This window comes from Vibrio owensii (assembly GCF_002021755.1).
Lineage (GTDB): Bacteria > Pseudomonadota > Gammaproteobacteria > Enterobacterales > Vibrionaceae > Vibrio > Vibrio owensii.
The window spans coordinates 2,764,540-2,785,897 of sequence record NZ_CP019959.1; the positions used below are offsets into that span (position 1 = coordinate 2,764,540).

General features: G+C 46.1%; 19 protein-coding genes. 16 read left to right on the top strand and 3 right to left on the bottom strand.

The features are described from left to right. Positions 1-285 precede the first annotated feature (285 nt). Positions 286-573, top strand: a complete 288-nt coding sequence (locus A9237_RS12725) for a winged helix-turn-helix domain-containing protein (RefSeq protein ID WP_005445349.1) — start codon at positions 286-288, stop codon at positions 571-573. A 38-nt stretch (positions 574-611) separates the two neighbouring features. Here A9237_RS12725 and A9237_RS12730 read toward each other — a convergent pair whose 3' ends face one another. Then, a complete protein-coding gene (locus A9237_RS12730; protein ID WP_078608312.1) occupies positions 612-944 on the bottom strand; it encodes a DUF4156 domain-containing protein in 333 nt (110 codons plus the stop codon). Position 945: 1 nt separating this feature from the next. Continuing rightward, positions 946-1,299 (bottom strand): DUF2956 domain-containing protein, encoded by a 354-nt coding sequence (locus A9237_RS12735; protein WP_039986318.1) that lies wholly within the window; start codon positions 1,297-1,299, stop codon positions 946-948. Positions 1,300-1,442: 143 nt separating this feature from the next. On the opposite strand from A9237_RS12735, the gene A9237_RS12740 reads away from it, so the two are divergent. Both A9237_RS12740 and A9237_RS12745 read left to right on the top strand, forming a co-directional pair. After that, positions 1,443-1,928: a DUF2919 domain-containing protein gene (locus A9237_RS12740; protein WP_027726641.1), complete on the top strand. Its 486-nt coding sequence runs from the start codon at positions 1,443-1,445 to the stop codon at positions 1,926-1,928. A gap of 44 nt (positions 1,929-1,972) precedes the next feature. After that, positions 1,973-2,875: a Dyp-type peroxidase gene (locus tag A9237_RS12745; protein WP_005436880.1), complete on the top strand. Its 903-nt coding sequence runs from the start codon at positions 1,973-1,975 to the stop codon at positions 2,873-2,875. Positions 2,876-2,952: 77 nt separating this feature from the next. Here A9237_RS12745 and melR read toward each other — a convergent pair whose 3' ends face one another. Further along, positions 2,953-3,963 carry a transcriptional regulator MelR gene (gene melR / locus A9237_RS12750; RefSeq protein ID WP_078608313.1) on the bottom strand — a complete coding sequence of 337 codons (1,011 nt, stop codon included), beginning with the start codon at positions 3,961-3,963 and terminating at the stop codon, positions 2,953-2,955. A gap of 328 nt (positions 3,964-4,291) precedes the next feature. On the opposite strand from melR, the gene melA reads away from it, so the two are divergent. The 13 genes from melA (at position 4,292) to A9237_RS12820 (ending at position 21,351) form a co-directional block, all read left to right on the top strand. Continuing rightward, a complete protein-coding gene (melA, locus tag A9237_RS12755) occupies positions 4,292-5,644 on the top strand; it encodes an alpha-glucosidase/alpha-galactosidase (protein WP_078608314.1) in 1,353 nt (450 codons plus the stop codon). Between the two features lie 88 nt (positions 5,645-5,732). After that, a complete protein-coding gene (melB, locus tag A9237_RS12760; protein WP_078608315.1) occupies positions 5,733-7,157 on the top strand; it encodes a melibiose:sodium transporter MelB in 1,425 nt (474 codons plus the stop codon). A 120-nt stretch (positions 7,158-7,277) separates the two neighbouring features. Continuing rightward, positions 7,278-9,524 carry a hypothetical protein gene (locus tag A9237_RS12765; RefSeq protein WP_078608316.1) on the top strand — a complete coding sequence of 749 codons (2,247 nt, stop codon included), beginning with the start codon at positions 7,278-7,280 and terminating at the stop codon, positions 9,522-9,524. A gap of 171 nt (positions 9,525-9,695) precedes the next feature. Then, positions 9,696-10,829: a flagellin gene (locus A9237_RS12770; RefSeq protein ID WP_039840105.1), complete on the top strand. Its 1,134-nt coding sequence runs from the start codon at positions 9,696-9,698 to the stop codon at positions 10,827-10,829. A gap of 263 nt (positions 10,830-11,092) precedes the next feature. Continuing rightward, positions 11,093-12,226 (top strand): flagellin, encoded by a 1,134-nt coding sequence (locus tag A9237_RS12780; RefSeq protein ID WP_005438659.1) that lies wholly within the window; start codon positions 11,093-11,095, stop codon positions 12,224-12,226. 299 nt (positions 12,227-12,525) lie between these two features. Next, complete coding sequence (locus A9237_RS12785) at positions 12,526-13,656, top strand: flagellin (RefSeq protein ID WP_009707381.1); 1,131 nt, start codon at positions 12,526-12,528, stop codon at positions 13,654-13,656. Between the two features lie 80 nt (positions 13,657-13,736). After that, positions 13,737-14,165 (top strand): flagellar protein FlaG, encoded by a 429-nt coding sequence (gene flaG / locus A9237_RS12790; protein WP_061008701.1) that lies wholly within the window; start codon positions 13,737-13,739, stop codon positions 14,163-14,165. 20 nt (positions 14,166-14,185) lie between these two features. Continuing rightward, positions 14,186-16,198, top strand: a complete 2,013-nt coding sequence (fliD, locus tag A9237_RS12795; protein WP_078608317.1) for a flagellar filament capping protein FliD — start codon at positions 14,186-14,188, stop codon at positions 16,196-16,198. Further along, positions 16,199-16,504, top strand: a complete 306-nt coding sequence (locus tag A9237_RS12800) for a flagellar protein FliT (RefSeq protein ID WP_038896144.1) — start codon at positions 16,199-16,201, stop codon at positions 16,502-16,504. A 12-nt stretch (positions 16,505-16,516) separates the two neighbouring features. Next, the gene (gene fliS, locus A9237_RS12805) at positions 16,517-16,927 is read left to right on the top strand and encodes a flagellar export chaperone FliS (protein WP_005438665.1); all 411 of its coding nucleotides are present in this window, start codon (positions 16,517-16,519) and stop codon (positions 16,925-16,927) included. Positions 16,928-17,213: 286 nt separating this feature from the next. Next, entirely contained in the window at positions 17,214-18,680 is a 1,467-nt protein-coding gene (locus A9237_RS12810) for a sigma-54 dependent transcriptional regulator (RefSeq protein WP_005438666.1), read from the top strand. A 193-nt stretch (positions 18,681-18,873) separates the two neighbouring features. After that, positions 18,874-19,905, top strand: coding sequence for a sensor histidine kinase (locus A9237_RS12815; protein WP_005438668.1), 1,032 nt, complete (start codon positions 18,874-18,876; stop codon positions 19,903-19,905). Between the two features lie 36 nt (positions 19,906-19,941). Continuing rightward, complete coding sequence (locus tag A9237_RS12820) at positions 19,942-21,351, top strand: sigma-54-dependent transcriptional regulator (protein ID WP_041057872.1); 1,410 nt, start codon at positions 19,942-19,944, stop codon at positions 21,349-21,351. Positions 21,352-21,358 lie beyond the last annotated feature (7 nt).

A 21,358-nucleotide genomic window follows, 5' to 3' on the forward strand; every position in this document is an offset into this window, starting at 1 on the left:
GTACTTGACTTATCGGTTTGCGCTATGGAACGCCCGATTTTGCATTGTTTTTGGCTGTTCAAGCATCCTATCAAGAAGCAACCAATGTGACAAAATCATGCGGCGAATATTTCACAGGTCAGTGCTCTATTCAGGCTTATTTTGTAGCTCATTCCTCCACCAAATGGTGATCAGATTGATAAAAAACTCGGCTAAATAGCACGGAAAAGTCGAGTTATTGATCAAACGCAACATCTCGCCGAGCAAAAAAGAAATAATGAATCAGCACAATTTTAGGAGGTGTCAATGGAATTGAGTCCTGTTTTTGCAAGGCGGCTATATTTGGCCTTGTTGGTGGAAAACCTAGAAAGGCCAAATGTACCAAAATTGATCGAAAGAACGGGGTGGCCTCGTCGTACTATTCAAGATGTACTCAAGGCATTACCGGGGATCGGCATCGAACTCATCTTCGTTCAAGATGGTCGACGTCATAACGACGGCTATTACCAACTTTCGGATTGGGGACCTTTTGACAGTCAATGGGTTCTTGAGCGAGAGGGAGATATCGCTAGCAGTCTTGGATTTCGTGCATAAGCCAGCAATTGCTGGCTTTTTTTACGTCTGGAAAACGCTTATTGGCAGCGGTAGGCAGTACCTAGCACGCTGAAAGAAGTCACAAAGTCTTGAGGTGAAACCATGTAAACGGTGTCGGCCTCGAGCAAAGCGGCGTTGTTTTTCAAATCGGCCATCGCACCATGCATCATGGCATCGTTGGTGTAGAACAAGTAATTATACCAATGCCCTTCGCTGCCAGTGACTTCACCTAGGTACTCGCATTGACCTGGATTGAACTGGCTATCAATGCGGATCTGCACATCACTACCTAGTTCAGTTAGCAGTATGGATGGTGATGAACACCCCATCAAAGCCAATGCGATGCTTCCTATCATCACATAACGTTGCATGCTATTTCCCCATTATGATGTAAGCCGCAAAACCTGCCCAACTCAAAACCAATAGCGCCCAAGGTAAGACGGCAGGTTTGCTCGTTGGTGCTTCAACGTTTGCTGAATCTTGTTCAACTACGTCATCGACTTGGCGTTGTTTTTCTCTCTGCTGTTTTTTCTTCGCTTTATCGGCTTGTCGATTGCGCTCTTTCTGCTGCTTCTTGTACTGAGCAATGCCTTTCTCAATACCTTGAGCGATCAGTTTAGTCTGTTCTTTGGTTTGCCCTGGCTTTTGCGTGGATTTAGCAATCTTCATCGCTTCAGTTTGGGTTTCTTGGGAAGGAACGGGTGCTGCTGTGTTTTTCTTCTTCATGTTTCCATCGACGTCACTGTAAATCTAAACCTAGTTTACCTGCGTAAGATGATGAAATGAACTTTAGTTCTCAGCTTTGCTGGGTTGCAACTCTGAAGCGATCAGTTAAAGTGGCGTTTTTATGAAACTAAGAAGACGATATTGTGCGTTACTCATTTGATCAGTACGACGCTCATGGATTTTTGAAAGCGCCAATTATGTTATGGCTAGGGTGGATGTTCCTAGCGCGCTCTTGGGTGGTGTTTGCCATGGCAGGAGTGAGTAGAGACAGCGGTAGCAAGATATTATCGATTGTTTATCCCGACTCAAATACGCTATATCTCGGACTATCGATGGGTATTCCAAGTTTATTATTGATGTGGTTGATGGGCTTACGTCATCCAGACAGAGGTTGGGTGAATCAAATTACCCAGCATGGTCGTGCCATGACTTTGATCTTGTGCGGTATTCAATTGGTTCAGACCATGTATCATGTCTACTTAGAACATGGTGTATTCAACTGGGCAAACGCGCTCACTATTACCCTGTTAGCTTGGTTTATGATCTATCTTTTTAATGGAAGATGGGTGAAAGACTGTTTCAACGTGCCACAAGTTGAGCACAAAGAAGAACAGCCATCGAAGAATTAAGAACAAAAAATTCCCGCATGGGGCAATGTATAGAGGATTTCTCAATGTCACAAGCTCAAACGGCGATTGTGCCTGAAGCAGGACCATTTGCACTTTACACTCAGTTAAAAGTGAACCAAAACCGTGAAAACGTACTGGCGAAACTAAAAGCGCTACCTGAGCTAGTAAAAGAGCTCAATGCGAACCAACCAGGTGCAGACCTAACGATTTCTATCGCATTCACTAAGTCTTTCTGGCAGCACCTAAACATGCAAATGCCAGAAGAGTTGATTGATTTCCCACAACTGGGTGAAGGTGACGTGATTGCTCCGGCATCAGACGTTGATGTGCTGATCCACTGTCATTCAACGCGTCACGATTTGCACTTCTACGTTCTTCGTAAGTTCCTAGTGGACACAGCGGAAGACGTAACAATTGTTGACGAAACATACGGCTACCGTTACCTAGATGCTCGTGACATGACAGAATTTGTTGATGGCACAGAGAACCCGAAAGGCGACGCACGTGCTGACGTAGCATTGATCAAAGACGGTGCTTTCGCTGGTGGTAGTTACGTGATGGTTCAACGCTTTGAGCACAACCTTCCTGCATGGAACCGTTTGAACGTATCTGCACAAGAGAAAGTGATTGGTCGTACTAAACCAGATTCTATCGAGCTAGAAGATGTTCCTGCTGCTTCTCACGTAGGTCGTGTGGACATCAAAGAAGAAGGCAAAGGCCTTAAGATCGTTCGTCACAGCTTACCATACGGCACAGTAACGGGCGCACACGGTCTGTTGTTCATCTCTTACTGCAACACTATCCACAACATCAAAGTTATGCTTGAGAGCATGTACGGTGTGACAGATGGTAAGACTGACCAACTACTTCGCTTCACTAAAGCGGTGACAGGTGCTTACTTCTTCGCTCCTTCACAAGAAATGCTAGCGGAATTGGCGATTAAGTAATTCTTCGCTAACCCACCAATGATTAAAAAGGCAGAGTGATCTGCCTTTTTTGTTTCACCTCATTCTTGCTGATAAGACTAACTGACTGTCAGTGGTCTTTTGCCATCAATGGCGCCTTTCTCTAGTTCGTAAAGTGGGCTAGTACTGTGACTGCTCCAGCGATGATCTTCGCGTGACTTCTTGCGATATTGCGTTGGCGTTACACCAATATAATTCTGAAAAGTCTCATAAAATCGGCTGCTAGAATTAAAACCTACCGTTAACGCGATATCTAAAATTGTTCGGTCGGTATCACTCAACAGCGCTCTGGCGTGGTTAATCCGCATTGCCGTGATGTATTGCTTGATGGTCATCTGCATGGTTCGTTGGAACACATTCATCGCGTAGTTAGTGTGCAGCCCAATGTGCTCTGCTATGTCTTTTATCGTGATCGGCTGGTTATGATGGGTGGCAATGTATTCCAGCATTTGACTGACGTAAAACTGCGAGTGTTTGGAGACGCCTTTTTTGGTCGACTTCTCTTGTCGGTAGATACTCAGTTGTTGCCAGCCATCTAAACACATTCTTTTTAACATCAAGCCAATTTCATCAATCGCTAATTGCTGGCGACTTTCCGAAGAGTGGCTTATTTCTTCTGCCCAGCGTGCTAACTCAAACTCGCTGACTAATGAACTGGCGTTTGATTGCAGCACACAACCATGGGTGATCTGATTGACGAAGTCTCGATTGAGCGTCCAAGACATAAAGTGGTGAATCGGAATATTGATGATCCCCATATTATGACTCTTGCCCGGATTGGTGAGCCGATGAGGAACTGACGCCCAAAATAATCCTATCGAGCCTGCTTTCACCACCACTGGGCTGCCATTAATGATGTACTCAACATCATCGCCAAAAGGAATGTTTACCTCTACTTGTCCGTGCCAGTGATAACCCGGCATAGAGTGGGGCGGCCTGAGCTCGATATCGATTTTTTCATAGGAGGAGTACAGCGAAAGTGGGCTTACAGAAACCGTTTCGGAAGAATACTTATCTTGAATCACCACTTTCAATGTATCTAACTCTGCCTTGGACTCTACCTTTGCCATCGCCCACCTCTTAGGAAACTGTATAAGTTCTTTGTACTAAATCTGTTGAAACAAAACTCAGAACAGCTTCAAAAACGCCGATTACTCTGTTTTATAAGATTTTGGTTATGTGACTTAAATCGCCGTGCTAGCAAGCCTCAGCGTATCTTTCCTCCTTCTTTATCCGTGATTTACACAAAAATATCCCATTTCCTAAGATTTTTTACTGGTTGATTTTAAATGTTAGGAAACGGGAGAGTGATTGGTTTATCTGAGACGAATTCGGCCTTGCGACAGGTGTAACTTAAATGCATCGAAACAAAAGTATGAAAGCAAAAAGGATTCAACTATGAAAAGCCCTAAAATCACATTCATCGGTGCAGGTTCTACGATTTTTGTGAAGAACATTCTTGGCGATGTGTTCCATAAGCCGGCCTTCAAAGGGGCGCAAATTGCCTTGATGGATATTGATGAAATCCGCTTGGAGGAATCACACCTAGTAGTAAGCAAGTTGATGGAATCATCCGGTGTGACGGGGACGATCACTTGTCACTTAAACCAAAAAGAAGCATTGCAAGGCGCAGATTTTGTCGTTATCGCATTCCAAATCGGTGGGTATGAGCCATGCACTGTAACGGACTTTGAGGTTTGTAAGCGTCACGGTTTGGAGCAAACCATCGCCGACACATTGGGCCCTGGCGGCATCATGCGCTCACTGCGCACTATTCCTCACCTTTGGAGCGTGTGTGAAGACATGACTGAAGTGTGTCCAAATGCCACCATGCTCAACTACGTTAACCCAATGGCGATGAACACTTGGGCGATGTATGAGAAATACCCTCACATCAAACAAGTGGGCTTGTGCCATTCCGTGCAAGGGACGGCGGAAGAGCTCGCTCGCGACCTTGATATCGAATATTCAGACCTTCGTTACACCTGCGCAGGCATCAACCACATGGCTTATTATCTGACGTTCGAAAAGAAAAACGAGCAGGGGGAATATGTCGATATTTATCCTGATTTGCTTGAGGCATTTGAATCAGGCAAAGCGCCGAAGCCGGGTTTGCATCACAACGGTCGCTGCACCAACCTAGTCCGCTACGAGATGTTTAAGAAGTTGGGCTACTTTGTGACGGAATCATCAGAACATTTTTCTGAATACACCCCATATTTCATCAAACCAAATCGCCCAGATCTGATTGAACGTTATAAAGTGCCACTTGATGAATATCCTAAACGTTGTGTAGAACAAATTGCTGATTGGAAAAAAGACCTCGAAGACTTCAAAAACGCGGATCAAATCACCGTCAAAGAGTCGCATGAATACGCGAGCACCATCATGAACTCGATTTGGACAGGCACGCCAAGTGTTATCTACGGCAACGTGAAGAATGAAGCGTTAATTGACAACTTGCCACAAGGTTGTTGTGTGGAAGTGGCTTGTCTGGTGGACGCAAACGGCATTCAACCTATCAAAGCTGGTCGATTACCAAATCACTTAGCGGCATTAATGCAGACCAACATCAATGTTCAGACTCTGCTGACGGAAGCCATCCTCACTGAAAACCGAGATCGTATCTATCATGCTGCCATGCTTGATCCTCATACCGCGGCAGTGCTTGGACTCGAAGAGATTTATGCCCTTGTTGATGACTTGATTGAAGCACACGAAGGTTGGTTGCCTGCGTGGGTGCATCAGTAAATCCAGAATCACAAAACCAATATCAATAAAAACGACAATAACGTGAATATACTGCGCCTTCTCGATGAGGGGGCGTAAGGAGTAACAAATGAGTATCTCTATGAATACCAAGCTAAGCTACGGCTTTGGCGCATTTGGTAAAGACTTCGCTATCACCATCGTTTACATGTACCTGATGTTCTACTACACCGATGTTGTTGGTATTTCGGCTGCCGTGGTGGGAACCATCTTCTTAATTGCGCGTATTTGGGATGCAGTGAATGACCCGATTATGGGCTGGATCGTGAACAACACCCGCACACGTTGGGGTAAATTTAAACCTTGGATTTTAATTGGCACCATCACCAACTCAGTGGTGTTGCTCATGTTGTTTAGTGCGCACCATATCGAGGGGCCATGGCTTATTGCTTATGCAGCAGTGACTTACATTTTGTGGGGCATGACCTACACCTTAATGGATATTCCTTTCTGGTCACTGGTTCCGACACTCACTCTGGACAAACGTGAGCGTGAAGAGCTTGTACCGTACCCTCGATTCTTCGCTAGCCTTGCATGGATTGTTACCGCCGCAATCGCAATGCCGTTCGTGAATTATGTCGGTGGTGACGACAAAGGATTTGGTTTCCAAGTGTTTGCCATTTTGCTTGTCGGTTGTTTCCTCGTCTCAACATATATCACGCTACGTAACGTGAAAGAGCGTTACTCAACTAGCAACCTTGACGAGACGAAACCTGAAGAAAAAGTCTCACTGAAGAAGCTCCTCTCGCTTATCTACAAAAATGACCAACTGACCAGCGTGCTTTGTATGGCACTGTCATACAACCTCGCTACCAACATCATTACAGCCTTTGCGGTTTACTACTTCACCTATGTGGTCGGAAATGAGGAACTTTTCCCTTACTACATGGCTTACGCTGGTATCGCGAACCTAATTACACTGGTGTTGTTCCCTAAATTGGCGCAAATGTTCTCACGTCGAGTGTTGTGGGCGTGTGCATCGAGCTTCCCAATCCTAGGCAGTGCAGTCCTTATCTACGTAGGCATGTACGATAAACAAAGCATCCTGCTGATTTCAACTGCGGGTGTGTTATTACAAATCGGTACGGCGCTATTTTGGGTACTGAACGTCATTATGGTGGCGGATACAGTGGATTACGGCGAGTACAAACTGGGCTCTCGCTGCGAGAGTATTGCTTACTCCGTGCAAACGCTGGTGGTTAAAGCAGGTTCAGCTTTTGCGGCTTTCTTCATTGGTATCGCACTGACCGCAGTGGATTATGTACCGAACATGGAACAAAGCCCTGAAACCGTCTTTGGCATGCAATGCATCATGGTTGGCCTGCCTGCGTTCTTCTTCGCCATCGCTTTGGTTGTGTACTTCCGCTTCTACAAACTCAACGGCGCTTACCACCAAAAAATTCAGGATCATCTGACCGAGAAATACGACCATATCGTAGCCAACGATTCTGATGAGAAAACGAAAGTTTCTCCAGAATCCATTCAAGCGGTTTAACGCTCCTTATAGCTATTAAAAATTAACAATAAACATGCCGGCGTCTTCATTTCATGTCGCCGGCAGCATCCCGAATAAACGTTATCCAATAACCACGCTATCCCTACGAACGAGAAAAAAATGAAACTGAAAATACTTGCTTCAGCGATTCTTGTCGCCCTTGCTTTGTCTGGTTGTAATAGCTCGTCTGATGATGACTCTTCGAAAGGCGATAACCTTGTCTCAAATTCTACCTTTGAAAACGACGGTTTAGGGTGGAGCTACTGGTTTGCCAATGTGAAGTATGAAGACGCTTATGTTGGTGAGTCGATGGCGAGGATTGCCACCGGAACCAACCATCATGTAAGCCAAACAGTCACCGTTCCTGAGACGGGCTTTTATGATTTATCCGCCTTCATCAGCAGCCCAAGTGATGACGCCATTCTTGGTTTGAGTAATCTGACCGATGAGGTTCTAGTCAGCCAGACGATTGAAAAAACCAAAGACGAAAAGACAGAGGGGGAAATATATAAGCCAAATACTCTGCCAGCTATTCCACTAGAGAAAGGCGAGCAAATTAAAGTCTGGTTTACGGGATCTGATGTCGGAGGGGTGAGCGTCGACAGTGTGTCTTTGGTAAGAGTGAACAAGAGCCAGCCTGTTAGTTTTAATCAAATCATTCAATTTAAAGCCAAGCAACAGGTCGGTGTGACGGGCATTGATAAAACTCAGCGAACCGTCGAGTTCCAAGTCCCTTATGGCACCGATTTAAGTGCCATAACGGTGAGTACACTTTTGGTTTCTGAACAAAGTCGATCAAGCTTGGATGTGGGTGAAGTCGTGGACTTTACTCAACCAGTGCAAGCGGTAGTAACAGATGCAAATGGTAAAGAAGAAAAATGGACATTAACGGCGATTGAAAAAGAGAAGCAGGTTGTCGTCACGTCCTCGAACCAGAAACTTCAAGATTCGTTTGAATGGGCAATTGATAAAACACATCGCTTCGTTATGACGGGGCAGCATGATCTGGTTAACCGTGATGAGAACAATAATGATGGTGATGGCACCGCAGACTACATTCCATCTTACTGGGCTGGTTATTTTGACCGAACGGCTTTCTACTCTCGTGACTTCTTACATCAAGCTAGCGGAGCCAAAATCGCAGGTCTAGATGCCGAAAACTTTTCGATGTTTAAGACCTTTGCTAAGCATTCCACGGAATCGAGAAAATGGTATACCTTGTGGGCGGTTAACTTTGATGGCACGCCACATACCATTGATTACAAAGATGACAGCTGGTTTGTACGTGAAGTGCCTGCTCAATTTGAGTTTGTAGAAAAAGCATGGAAGCAATATCAATGGACAGGAGACAAGCGATACATCGAAGACCCAGACTTATGGCGTTTCTACACCAAGGTGCTAACGGACTATATCGCACTTCACGACGATCAAGATCCTAACGGTATTGCCGAGGGTTATGGTGGTATTTTTGAAGGCTCCGCAACCTACAACGAGCGTGGCGAATTCCCAATTGAAGCCGGTGATGGCATAGGCTCTCAATACCAAGCGACGGTCGCGTATGCTGCAATGCTTGGGGCTCGTGAAGAGTACAGCGAGGCGGCGCTTTGGCAAGAGAAAGCACAGCAACTTAAAGACTTCTTTAATGAAGAATGGAGTATTGCGGAGCCAAATAAACCGCAGGACAATTACGTGAATATCGTTCAGCGTGACGGCTTCCGTATGAATGACTTCGGTAAAGAAAACAGTTGGTTCATGCCAATGAAGCTGATCACTGAGCCTGGAGAACGTAACGACCGCTACTTAGACTTTATTGCAGAAAATCTGGGTGATGGAATTGGAAGTACGCCGGAAGCGCCATACAACATTGAGGCTTACACTTATATCCCAGAAACCTACTTCCCTTACAATCGTAATGCGGAAGCATGGAAGTGGATGCAGTACATCATGGATATCAAAGACGAGCCCCATGAACGTCCAACTCAAGGTACTAACGGTGACTATCCTGAAATCTCTTTTACCTTTATTTCGAATACCATTGAAGGGTTGATGGGCATCAAGCCTGATGCGGCAAATCATCGAGTTGTAACCGCGTCACACCTAACAACCGATATTGACTGGCTTCAAGTTGAGCAACTTCCGATGGGAGAGCACGAGTTAACTTTGCGCCATGATGGTTTGGAGCGGTCGGCGCTAACCAATACCTCTGAGCAAAACTTAGAGTGGGAAGCTTGGTTCTATGGCGATTACCCGACGCTTGTTGTTGATGGGCAGTCTGTTCCTTCTGAGCACAAGCTCGTTAACGGACAACGAGTGAGCTATGTAACAGTCATTCTTGCCGCCAACTCAACTCGTGAAGTTCGAAAGTAGTCTGAGTCTTCACTATTAATAAACACAAAGCCTAGTGCAGCATCACTAGGCTTTTTGCTATTCGCTGTCTCGTCAGGAAATGCGTAACTCCATCTCTTTTCCAAAAAACACTAAACCTTTCTGCAATTTGGTCGATAAGTATCCAAAGCCTTAATTTCAGGACCAATATTTGTGGCGATCACCGTTAATACCAATGTGGCAGCACTTGTCGCACAGCGTCATTTGACCAGTGCAACTGACATGCTGAACCAATCCATGGAGCGTTTGTCTTCAGGGAAGCGTATTAACAGCGCAAAGGATGACGCTGCGGGTCTGCAAATCTCTAACCGCTTACAATCGCAAATGCGTGGTTTAGATGTTGCCGTGCGTAACGCGAACGATGGTATTTCCATCATGCAAACTGCGGAAGGCGCTATGAATGAGGTGACTAACATCATGCAGCGTATGCGTGATTTGTCGCTCCAGTCTGCTAACGGTTCAAACAGTAAAGCGGAACGTACTGCGCTGCAAGAAGAGGTCTCTGCACTTAACGATGAGCTAAACCGCATTGCGGAAACTACCTCTTTTGGTGGTCGCAAACTGCTTAATGGCAGCTTTGGTAAGTCGGCATTTCAAATCGGTGCAGCGTCAGGTGAAGCCGTGCAAGTTGAATTAAAGTCGATGCGCAGTGATGGCATTGATATGGGCGGTTTTAGTTACATTGCAAACGGACGTGCAAGCTCTGATTGGAAAGTAAAAGACGGTGCGAATGATCTTAGTATGTCATTTACGAATCGTTTTGGTGAAACGGAAACCATTCAAATTAATGCCAAAGCTGGCGACGATATCGAAGAGCTTGCGACTTATATCAATGGTCAAACTGACAAGGTCACGGCATCAGTGAATGAAGAAGGTCAGCTACAGCTATTTATGGCTGGAGAAGAAACTTCAGGCACTTTATCGTTTTCAGGTGATTTAGCGAGTGAACTGGGGTTACAGCTAAAAGGTTACGATGCGGTTGATAACATCGACATTACGTCTGTCGGTGGTGCGCAACAAGCCGTGGCCGTCCTAGATACTGCGATGAAGTACGTTGATAGCCATCGTGCTGAGTTAGGTGCCTATCAAAACCGCTTTAATCATGCGATCAATAATCTGGATAATATCCACGAAAACCTAGCGGCTTCGAACAGCCGCATTCAAGATACTGATTACGCAAAAGAAACCACGCAAATGGTGAAGCAGCAGATCTTACAACAGGTCAGCACTTCGATTCTGGCACAAGCAAAACAAGCGCCAAACCTTGCTTTGACGCTGCTTGGTTAATGGTTCGCACCACACGAATTTAACGCAAAATCAGCCTGTATCGACAATTCGAAAAGAAGCTTTAGCGAAAAATGAAAGTTTTTTTGCTTTTTTATCCGCTTCGTCACGATTACCTCTCCAAACGAATTATTTTCAAAAAAATCTAAAATTTTTTCTAAAGAAAACAGGGCATGCGCCGTTAATAAAAGTAACTTTGAGAGAACTACTTGGTTTTCCGAGACGTCGGAAACCGCTACATCGGAAAATCAATTGGAGAAATCACCATGGCAGTGAATGTAAACACAAACGTATCAGCGATGACCGCTCAGCGTTACCTAAACAACGCAAACTCAGCACAACAAACTTCTATGGAGCGTTTGTCTTCAGGTTTCAAAATCAACAGCGCGAAAGACGACGCTGCGGGTCTTCAAATCTCGAACCGCTTGAACGTACAAAGCCGTGGCCTGGATGTGGCTGTTCGTAACGCGAACGACGGTATCTCTATTGCACAAACTGCTGAAGGTGCAATGAACGAGACAACTAACATCCTACAACGTATGCGTGACCTATCTCTTCAATCTGCTAACGGCTCTAACTCAAAATCTGAGCGTGTTGCGATTCAAGAAGAAGTAACGGCACTAAACGACGAACTAAACCGTATCGCTGAAACGACATCTTTCGGTGGTAACCGTCTACTTAACGGTACTTACGGCACTCAGTCTTTCCAAATCGGTGCGGACAACGGTGAAGCAGTAATGCTTAACCTAAAAGACATGCGCTCAGACAACAAAATGATGGGCGGCGTGAGCTACCAAGCTGAAAACGGTAAAGACAAAAACTGGAACGTTGAAGCTGGCAAAAACGACCTGAAAATCAGCCTGACTGATAGCTTTGGTCAAGAGCAAGAAATCAACATCAGCGCGAAAGCGGGTGACGATATCGAAGAGCTAGCGACGTACATCAATGGTCAGACTGACCTAGTAAAAGCGTCAGTAGACCAAGACGGTAAGCTGCAAGTTTTCGCTGGTAACAACAAAGTAGAAGGCGACGTAGAATTCTCTGGCGGCCTATCTGGCGAGCTAGGTCTAAGCGACGGTAAGAAAGTAACGGTTGATACTATCGACGTAACATCAGTAGGTGGCGCACAAGAATCTGTGGCTATCATTGATGCGGCATTGAAATACGTAGACAGCCACCGTGCAGAGCTAGGTGCTTTCCAAAACCGTTTCAACCACGCAATCAGCAACTTGGATAACATCAACGAGAACGTGAACGCGTCGAAGAGCCGTATCAAAGATACAGACTTCGCGAAAGAAACGACTCAAATGACCAAGTCACAAATTCTATCGCAAGCGTCAAGCTCAATCCTTGCGCAAGCGAAACAAGCGCCTAACTCAGCGCTAAGTCTTCTAGGTTAATTTCTAACTTAAGACAAGAACCTCATTGGCTCGTGGTGAGAGATGAGCGAGTAAACCCAGCTTCGGCTGGGTTTTTTTATGTCCGTTTTTTAGGTTTGGATAAGCTTGAGTTACTTCCAGTTACAATATTAGAGATTCATCACACTTCAGTAAGCCAAAGAAAATAATCGCAAAAAATTGAAAATTTCTCCTAAAGGATATTTATAGGCCGCCGTTAAAGGGACTGAGAGAAATGAGATGTACCTAAGTGAGGTGAGAGACACGACGGTGCATCAACTAAAGCCTTAAGGAGATCAACTATGGCGATTAACGTTAATACTAACGTTTCTGCGATGACCGCACAGCGTTACCTAAACCAAGCGGCTGAAGGTCAACAAAAATCAATGGAGCGTTTGTCTTCGGGTTATAAAATCAATAGCGCGAAAGACGATGCTGCCGGTCTACAGATTTCTAACCGTTTGAACGCACAGAGCCGTGGTCTAGACATGGCTGTGAAAAACGCGAACGACGGTATTTCTATTGCACAGGTTGCTGAAGGTGCAATGAATGAATCTACCAACATCCTACAACGTATGCGTGACCTATCGCTTCAATCTGCGAACGGTTCGAACTCAAAATCAGAACGTGTAGCGATCCAAGAAGAAGTTACAGCACTTAACGACGAACTAAACCGTATTGCTGAAACAACCTCTTTCGGTGGTAACAAGCTTCTTAACGGTACTTACGGTACTCAATCTTTCCAAATCGGTGCGGACTCTGGTGAAGCAGTAATGCTTTCTATGGGCAACCTACGTTCTGATACTTCTGCAATGGGCGGTAAGAGCTACGCAGCAGAAGATGGTAAAGACGCGTCTTGGACAGTAAGTGACAAAACTGAACTTAAGATGAGCTACACCAACAAGCAAGGTGAAGAGAAAGAGCTGACTATCAACGCGAAACAAGGCGATGATATCGAGCAGCTAGCAACTTACATCAACGGTCAGAGCGACGATGTGAAAGCATCAGTAGGCGAAGACGGTAAGCTACAAGTATTTGCTGCTTCTCAAAAAGTAACTGGCGATGTTGAGTTCTCTGGCAACCTAGCGGGTGAAATTGGTTTCGGCGATGCAAAAGACGTAACAGTTAAAGACATCGACGTAACAACAGTTGCAGGTTCTCAAGAAGCGGTAGCTATCATTGATGGCGCACTAAAATCAGTAGATAGCCAACGTGCGTCTCTTGGTGCATTCCAAAACCGTTTCAACCACGCTATCAGCAACCTAGACAACATTAACGAGAACGTTAACGCGTCTAACAGCCGTATTAAAGATACTGACTACGCGAAGGAAACGACAGCAATGACTAAGTCGCAAATCCTTCAACAAGCAAGTACTTCAATCTTGGCACAAGCGAAGCAGTCACCATCTGCAGCGCTGAGCTTGTTGGGCTAATTGGGTCGACTCAGCCTAGTGATACCATCACCAAAGCGATAGACCTAATCGTTAGCTCATAAGGTGGAAGGGAGATTGTAATGGAAATATCCTCCTACGCATCGAACATCCAGCCTTACGGCACACCGAGTGGCACAAAAGTTGCTAAAGAAAATGGCATAGGCACGCCTAGCACAGCAAGTTCTAACGGCACCGTTCCCATTGAAAAACCGAACGATGCCGAACGTGATCTCTCTGTTCAAGCTGCGATTGAAATGGCGGAATCTCGCCAAGAGCTGAACAAAGAAGAACGCGAAAAAATGGTCGAGCAAATGAATGAATTTGTGAGCGCCATGAATAAAGGGGTAGCGTTTCGAGTCGATGAAGAATCGGGCCGAGACGTTGTGACGATTTACGAAGCCACAACCGGTGATGTAATTCGTCAGATCCCTGATGAAGAAATGCTCGTGGTATTGCGTCGCCTAGCTGAGCACACAGCTAACCGCGGTTTGTTAGTTGAAAAGGTGTAAGTCGTTTTTGAGGTGATTTGATGAGTTTAGGCCCTTTGGGGATGTCTGGCGGCATGGATATCAATTCCATGGTCAGCAAAATTGTAGATGCCGAGCGTGTGCCAAAACAGCAACGCATCGACAACGAGCGTATGACAATTGACGCCAGCATCAGTGCCTATGGGCGACTCAGAGAATCGTTGGATACGATGAAAAATCTCATGGCGAATTTTCGTCAGGAGAAGGCTTTTGCCGTTCGTACGGTAGAAACCACCGATGATAAAATCGTATCCGCAACCGCAACTACTGACGCTATAGCCGGTAAGTATGCTATCGATGTGTTGCAGCTTGCACAGAGCCATAAAGTGGCTTCTGACGTTTTGCCAGAAGACGCTAAGTTTGGAGCTGGTAAGCTGCAGATTTCTCTTGGTGATGACACCTTCGACGTTAATGTCCGTTCTAGCTCTAAGCTAGTTGATGTCGTTCGTGGAATTAACGGCGCTAAGGATAACCCTGGCGTACGTGCTTCCGTGATTAACGACGTAGAAGGGCCGCGTTTGATCCTTGCCTCAAACCTTTCGGGCAAGGACCATCAAATCAAAGTCAGTGTGGAAGCCGAAGCCGGTAACCCTCTGAAACATTTCGAATACAAAACTCTGGAAGACCGAGTGAACGCGCTTGAAGAAGCTCGTGAAGCGGCTGAAGCCGTACTTGGGCCTCTGAAAGAACCAGAGTCAAAGACCGATGCAGACCAACCTGAACAGGTGGATGCAGACGGCAATCCTATACCTCCTGAAGAACAAAAAGCGGCAGAGAATGCGCAAGATGGTGCAGCGGATGAACCGATCTCTGCAGCTGGTGCCGCTGCGGCGAAAGCAGGGCAAGAAGCAATTGATGCTGCCAATAAACGAGCGGGTATGCGCCCGCAAGACAGTATCCCAGGCTGGACTGAAACCGCTTCAGGTACACTTCTCGACTCTTACCGTCCGCCAGAATTAGAGCTGGACGAAGAAGCCATTGCTAAAGCTCCAGACGTACCGGGTTGGAACAATGCTGCCTCTGGTACGCTGACCGATTCGTACGTGACGACCAAAGAAGCCAAGCAACAGCTCGAACAAGAGAAAGCTGAAATTGAGCAAAAGATTGCCGATGAAAAGCAAGAGCTTGACCAAAAAGTTGAGCGGGGCGAGTTGACGGAAGAGCAAGCGAAACAAATCCATCGTGCCAAGCTCGATCCTGAAGAGCGTGAGCGTCTTGAGAAAATTGATGTCGCAGAGGCAAAGATCGCAGAGGCGCAAAAAGCCTTTGAAGTGTATTCAGGCATGACTGAAGTGCAAGCGGGTCAGGATTCGCAAGTGCTGCTTGATGGCGTTGCACAGCTTTCGAGCCACAACAACGTGATTGAAGACGCCATTGAAGGTGTAAACCTAACGTTGAAAGGCAAATCCGAACTGGGTAAGCCGCCAGCTGAAATTGGCGTAGAGTACGATCGCCAAAGCGTTCGTGCAGACATCGAAAACTTTGTTTCAGCGTACAACTCGTTCTACCAAACCTCAAAAGCGCTCTCCAGTGTCGATCCGACAACCGGTCAGAAAGGTCCGCTTGCGGGCGATAGCACAGTACGTAACGCCGATGCGCGCCTGAAATCGGTGTTCTCAACATCCATTGAGAAAGCCCCAGAAGACCTGAAATCGTTAACTGAGTTCGGTATTACCACCACGCGCCAAGGTTCGTTGGAAATCAATTACGACATGTTGGATCGTCAACTGAACAACAACTTTAACGAGTTAGAGAAGTTCTTTGGCGGCAACACCGGTTTTGCCAAACGTGTGGAAGATGCGATTCAAGGCATCACGGGCTTCACGGGCAGTATCCGTACTCGTGAAAAGAGCCTGACAGAACAGAACTACAGATTGGGCGACGACCAAGCGGCATTAGATCGCCGCATGGACAGTTTAGAAAAACGTACCCACGCAAAATTCGCTGCAATGCAAGACGCCACAGGCAAGATGCAAGGGCAGTTGGGAGCGTTGATGAACGCGCTGGGTCAATAGATGAAAAACGAACTCATTGAAATTAGTGATATTGATCAACTAATTACGCAAGAACTGGAAAAAGTCGACTTTAACGCTGAAGAAATTCAACGTTTGGTCGATATCAGGGAACAGTTATTGCAAAACCTGTTAATCATTGTTGAAAGCAATCCATCGGTTAAGCAGGAAGCAGAGTGGCAAGACTTGCTCATTCGTACCAAAAGAATTGTAGAGCTGATGCAAAACGAGACCACTAATGTTGGTAAAGAGCTTCATAAGTTCCGTTATGGTCAACGTTCGCTTCAGCAGTACAAAAAATTTATATAAAAGAGGAATACTATGCGCGGTTCTTTGCAAGCATACAAAAAGGTATCAGTCGACAGCCAATTGAGCGCGGCTTCTCCGCACAAAGTCATTCAAATGCTAATGGCGGGTGCAATTGAGCGTCTGATCCAAGGTAAAGCAGCAATGCAAGCAGGCAACATTCCTGCAAAAGGTGAGCGTCTGGGTAAAGCGTTGGACATCATCATCGCACTGCGCAGCTGTCTGTCTATGGACGACGGTGGTGATATTGCATCAAACTTAGATTCACTTTACGAGTTCATGATCACTCAGATCTCGGCAGCGAACCACCAAAACGATCCTCAACCGATCGACGACGTTATCGACATTATTCGTGAGATCAAATCAGCTTGGGACCAGATCCCAACTGAGTTTCACAACTTAACGGCTGCTGAAGTAGGCATTTAATAGATAAAACAATACCTTACTTATTTGGTAGGGTATTGTGTCTGATTGCACAGAAAGTCGTTCAGTAAAGTTACAATCAAGCTCACACCTCTTTATTGCTTGGTTGCCTTATTTTTTTATTCAAATAAAATAGAAGTCATTAGTGGCCCCTAATGGCTTTTTTTTGTTGCTGATTTTCCTATTTTGTCTATCGTTAATTGAGAGTGGTCCCACCTTTCTGACACTCAATTGCGCAAATCAAGGTCTGGCCGCAACACACCCATAATAAAGGCAATCATTCTTACTTATGCAAGGTTTGGCAAAGCTGCTTGTAATCGATGACGATGCACCAAGTCGTTTGAATATAAGCAATATATTGGAATTTGTTGGAGAAAGTTGCGAAGCTGTCAGTTCTGATCAGCTAGGCGATGTAGACTGGTCTAGTGTTTGGTCAGGTTGCATTGTTGGTAACATCTCTGCAGGTCGTGCTGCGACAGCGGTGATGACCCACCTCAACGAAGCGTACCATATCCCCCTTCTGGTTCTGGGTTCTTTCCCACTACCTGTTGATGACTTGCCAAATTTTGTCGGTGAATTAGAACAACCTTTAAACTACCCGCAACTTAGCGAAGCGTTACGTCATTGCAAAGACTTCCTTGGTCGCAAAGGCGTTAATGTCGTCGCAAGCGCGCGCAAAAATACCCTTTTCCGTAGCCTTGTTGGCCAAAGCCGAGGCATTCAAGAAGTTCGTCATTTGATCGAACAAGTATCGGGCACAGAAGCAAATGTGCTGATCTTGGGTGAGTCTGGCACGGGTAAAGAAGTAGTAGCACGTAACATTCACTACCATTCTGCCTATCGTAATGGCCCGTTTGTGCCAATCAACTGTGGCGCGATCCCACCAGAGCTTCTGGAAAGTGAGCTGTTTGGTCATGAGAAAGGAGCGTTCACTGGCGCATTGACCTCGCGTAAAGGCCGTTTTGAACTAGCCGAGGGTGGTACGATCTTCCTTGATGAGATTGGTGATATGCCAATGTCGATGCAAGTTAAGTTGCTGCGTGTTCTGCAAGAGCGTTGTTTTGAGCGCGTAGGTGGTAACACCACGATCAAAGTAAACGTTCGTGTTGTAGCCGCAACGCACCGCGATCTAGAAACCATGATCGACGACGGCACGTTCCGTGAAGACCTTTTCTACCGTTTGAATGTTTTCCCAATCGAGATGCCTGCGCTAAAAGCGCGTAAGCAAGACATCCCTTTGTTGCTACAAGAGCTAATGACGCGTTTGGAAGCAGAAGGCGGACAACCAATTTGCTTCACTCCTCGTGCGATTAACTCGCTGATGGAACACAACTGGCCGGGTAACGTTCGTGAACTTGCCAACCTTGTTGAACGCATGATCATTCTCTACCCAAACAGTTTGGTCGACGTAAACCATCTACCGACCAAGTACCGTTACAGTGATATTCCTGAGTTCCAACCAGAAGGTAACCCGTTTACTTCGGTTGAAGAACAAGAGCGTGACGTGTTCCAAGACATCTTCTCTGAGAACTTCAGTTTTGAAGATCAAAGCGATCTGGACCACAACATGAATGCCCCTCAAGCTTTACCGCCAGAAGGCGTGAACTTGAAAGAGCTTCTAGCCGATATGGAAGTTAACATGATCAGCCAAGCGTTAGAAGCACAAGGTGGTGTCGTAGCAAGAGCTGCTGATATGCTGGGTATGCGACGCACGACTTTGGTGGAGAAGATGCGTAAATACAACCTACAACGCTAGGTTTTATCTGACACCAGAAGTAAGCACTTTCCATTGCGCTCGTTGTCTTTTCCGACAAGAAAAGCGCACTTTTCCTAGTGTCAACTTCTTGTCGTTAGTATAACGCTATGATAAATATAGAAAATAGCTTGGTACGCTAATTGCTTACCAAGCTATTTTAGTTTTTAAATGGCGATATTTCGACAGGCAGTGAATGGACAATAATACCAACCAATCCCATTTAGACTCGGTAGAGAATCAGGTCGAGCGTTACAAGCAGGTTTTGGATGTGATGCCCGCAGGTGTGATCTTATTGGATACACACGGTGTGGTACGCGAAGCCAACCCAGAAGCACACCGTATCCTCGAGATTCCGCTGGTCAACGAGAAATGGTTCAACATCATCCAAGTGGTATTCGATCCGCGCGAAGATGATGGTCATGAAGTCTCACTGCGTAATGGCCGTAAGGTTCGTTTGGCGATCTCAGCCTCTGCGACGGGTCAACTTATCCTGATCACCGACCTAACAGAAACGCGTTTGCTGCAATCTCGCGTAAGTGACTTGCAGCGCTTGTCATCGCTTGGTCGCATGGTGGCTTCTTTAGCTCACCAAGTGAGAACGCCGTTATCGAGTGCCATGCTATATGCATCCAATTTAGGTGCGCCAAATCTCCCTCCGGCGACAAGAGAGCGATTCCAAAGCAAATTAATGGATCGACTGCACGATTTGGAGAAGCAGGTTAATGATATGCTGCTTTTTGCCAAAGGTGGTGATAATAAAGTCATTAAGCCTTTTAACATTGCTCAGCTTGTTGCCGAATATCAGCCAATGGTGGAAACCGCGCTGAAGAACAACAGCATCGACTACTTCCTAGAAGTCGAAGAAGAGAACACTGAGCTGTTAGGCAACGCTAACGCCATTGCTTCAGCACTGAGTAACTTAGTGATGAACGCGATTCAGATGTCTGGAAAGGAATCGCAAATAGATGTCTTTTTCCGCCCGGTGAACGGTGAATTGCGCATTTCTGTGCAAGACAGCGGTCCGGGTGTACCAAAAGAACTGCAAGCAAAAATCATGGAGCCATTCTTTACCACGCGTTCTCAAGGAACCGGGTTAGGGCTCGCTGTAGTTCAAATGGTTTGCCGTGCCCATGACGGTCGATTGGAACTTATTTCAGAGCAGGGTGATGGAGCCTGCTTTACCATGTGCATTCCGCTAGAGCGAGTGCAAGCAGAAGCGCAATAAGCGGCTTTTGTCGATAACAATTACTGGAGAATCATAATGGCGCAAAGCAAAGTGCTGATCGTAGAAGACGATGAAGGTCTTCGTGAAGCCCTAGTGGATACTCTGGCTCTGGCAGGGTACGAGTGGTTAGAAGCCGATTGTGCAGAAGACGCTTTAGTGAAGCTGAAGTCGAACGCGGTGGATATCGTGGTTTCTGATGTGCAAATGGCAGGCATGGGCGGTTTGGCTCTGCTACGCAATATCAAACAGAACTGGCCAAATTTACCAGTTCTTCTTATGACGGCTTACGCAAACATTGAAGATGCCGTGTCGGCAATGAAAGAAGGTGCGATTGATTACATGGCGAAGCCATTTGCACCAGAAGTTCTGCTGAACATGGTGAGCCGTTATGCACCAATCAAAAGTGATGACAACGGTGATGCAGTCGTTGCGGACGAGAAAAGTCTGCGCCTACTTGCGTTAGCTGACAAAGTGGCACGCACGGATGCTAACGTAATGATCTTGGGCCCAAGCGGCTCAGGTAAAGAAGTGATGTCTCGTTACATCCACAATGCTTCAAATCGTAAAGACGGTCCTTTTGTTGCGATTAACTGTGCGGCGATTCCAGACAACATGCTGGAAGCGACACTATTTGGTTACGAGAAAGGTGCATTTACTGGCGCGGTTCAAGCGTGTCCGGGTAAGTTTGAACAAGCTCAAGGCGGCACGATTTTGCTGGATGAAATCAGTGAAATGGATTTGAGCCTACAAGCGAAACTGCTGCGCGTTCTTCAAGAGCGTGAAGTGGAGCGTTTGGGTAGCCGTAAGAGCATCAAACTGGACGTTCGTGTATTAGCAACCAGTAACCGTGATCTTAAGCAGTACGTGTCAGAAGGCAACTTCCGTGAAGATTTGTACTACCGCTTGAACGTATTCCCAATCTCATGGCCAGCACTTTGTGAGCGTAAAGGCGACATCTCGCCACTTGCGCAGCACCTTGCTGAACGTCATTGCAGCAAAATGGGCATGCCAGTGCCTAAGTTCTCTCAAGTCGCGTTAGATAAGCTGCTTCAATATCCATGGCCGGGTAACGTTCGTGAGTTGGATAACGTGGTTCAACGTGCTCTGATTTTGAGTGAAAACGGTGACATTGATGCAGAACACATTTTGCTGGAAGGTGTAGATTGGCAAGATGCCAGCAGCCTGCAACGTGTTGTACAAAATGCAGAAGTGGTGGTACCGGATGTTAAGCCAGTCGCGCAAGCAGAATCTATCAACCGTGTTGCCGCTGGTGGTGAAGGACTCGGCGGTGAACTGCGTGACCAAGAATACGCGATCATTTTGGAAACGCTGATCGAATGTAACGGTCGTCGTAAAGAAATGGCAGAGAAACTAGGCATCAGTCCACGTACTTTGCGCTATAAACTTGCCAAAATGCGTGACGCTGGTATCGATATTCCGGCTTAATATTCAC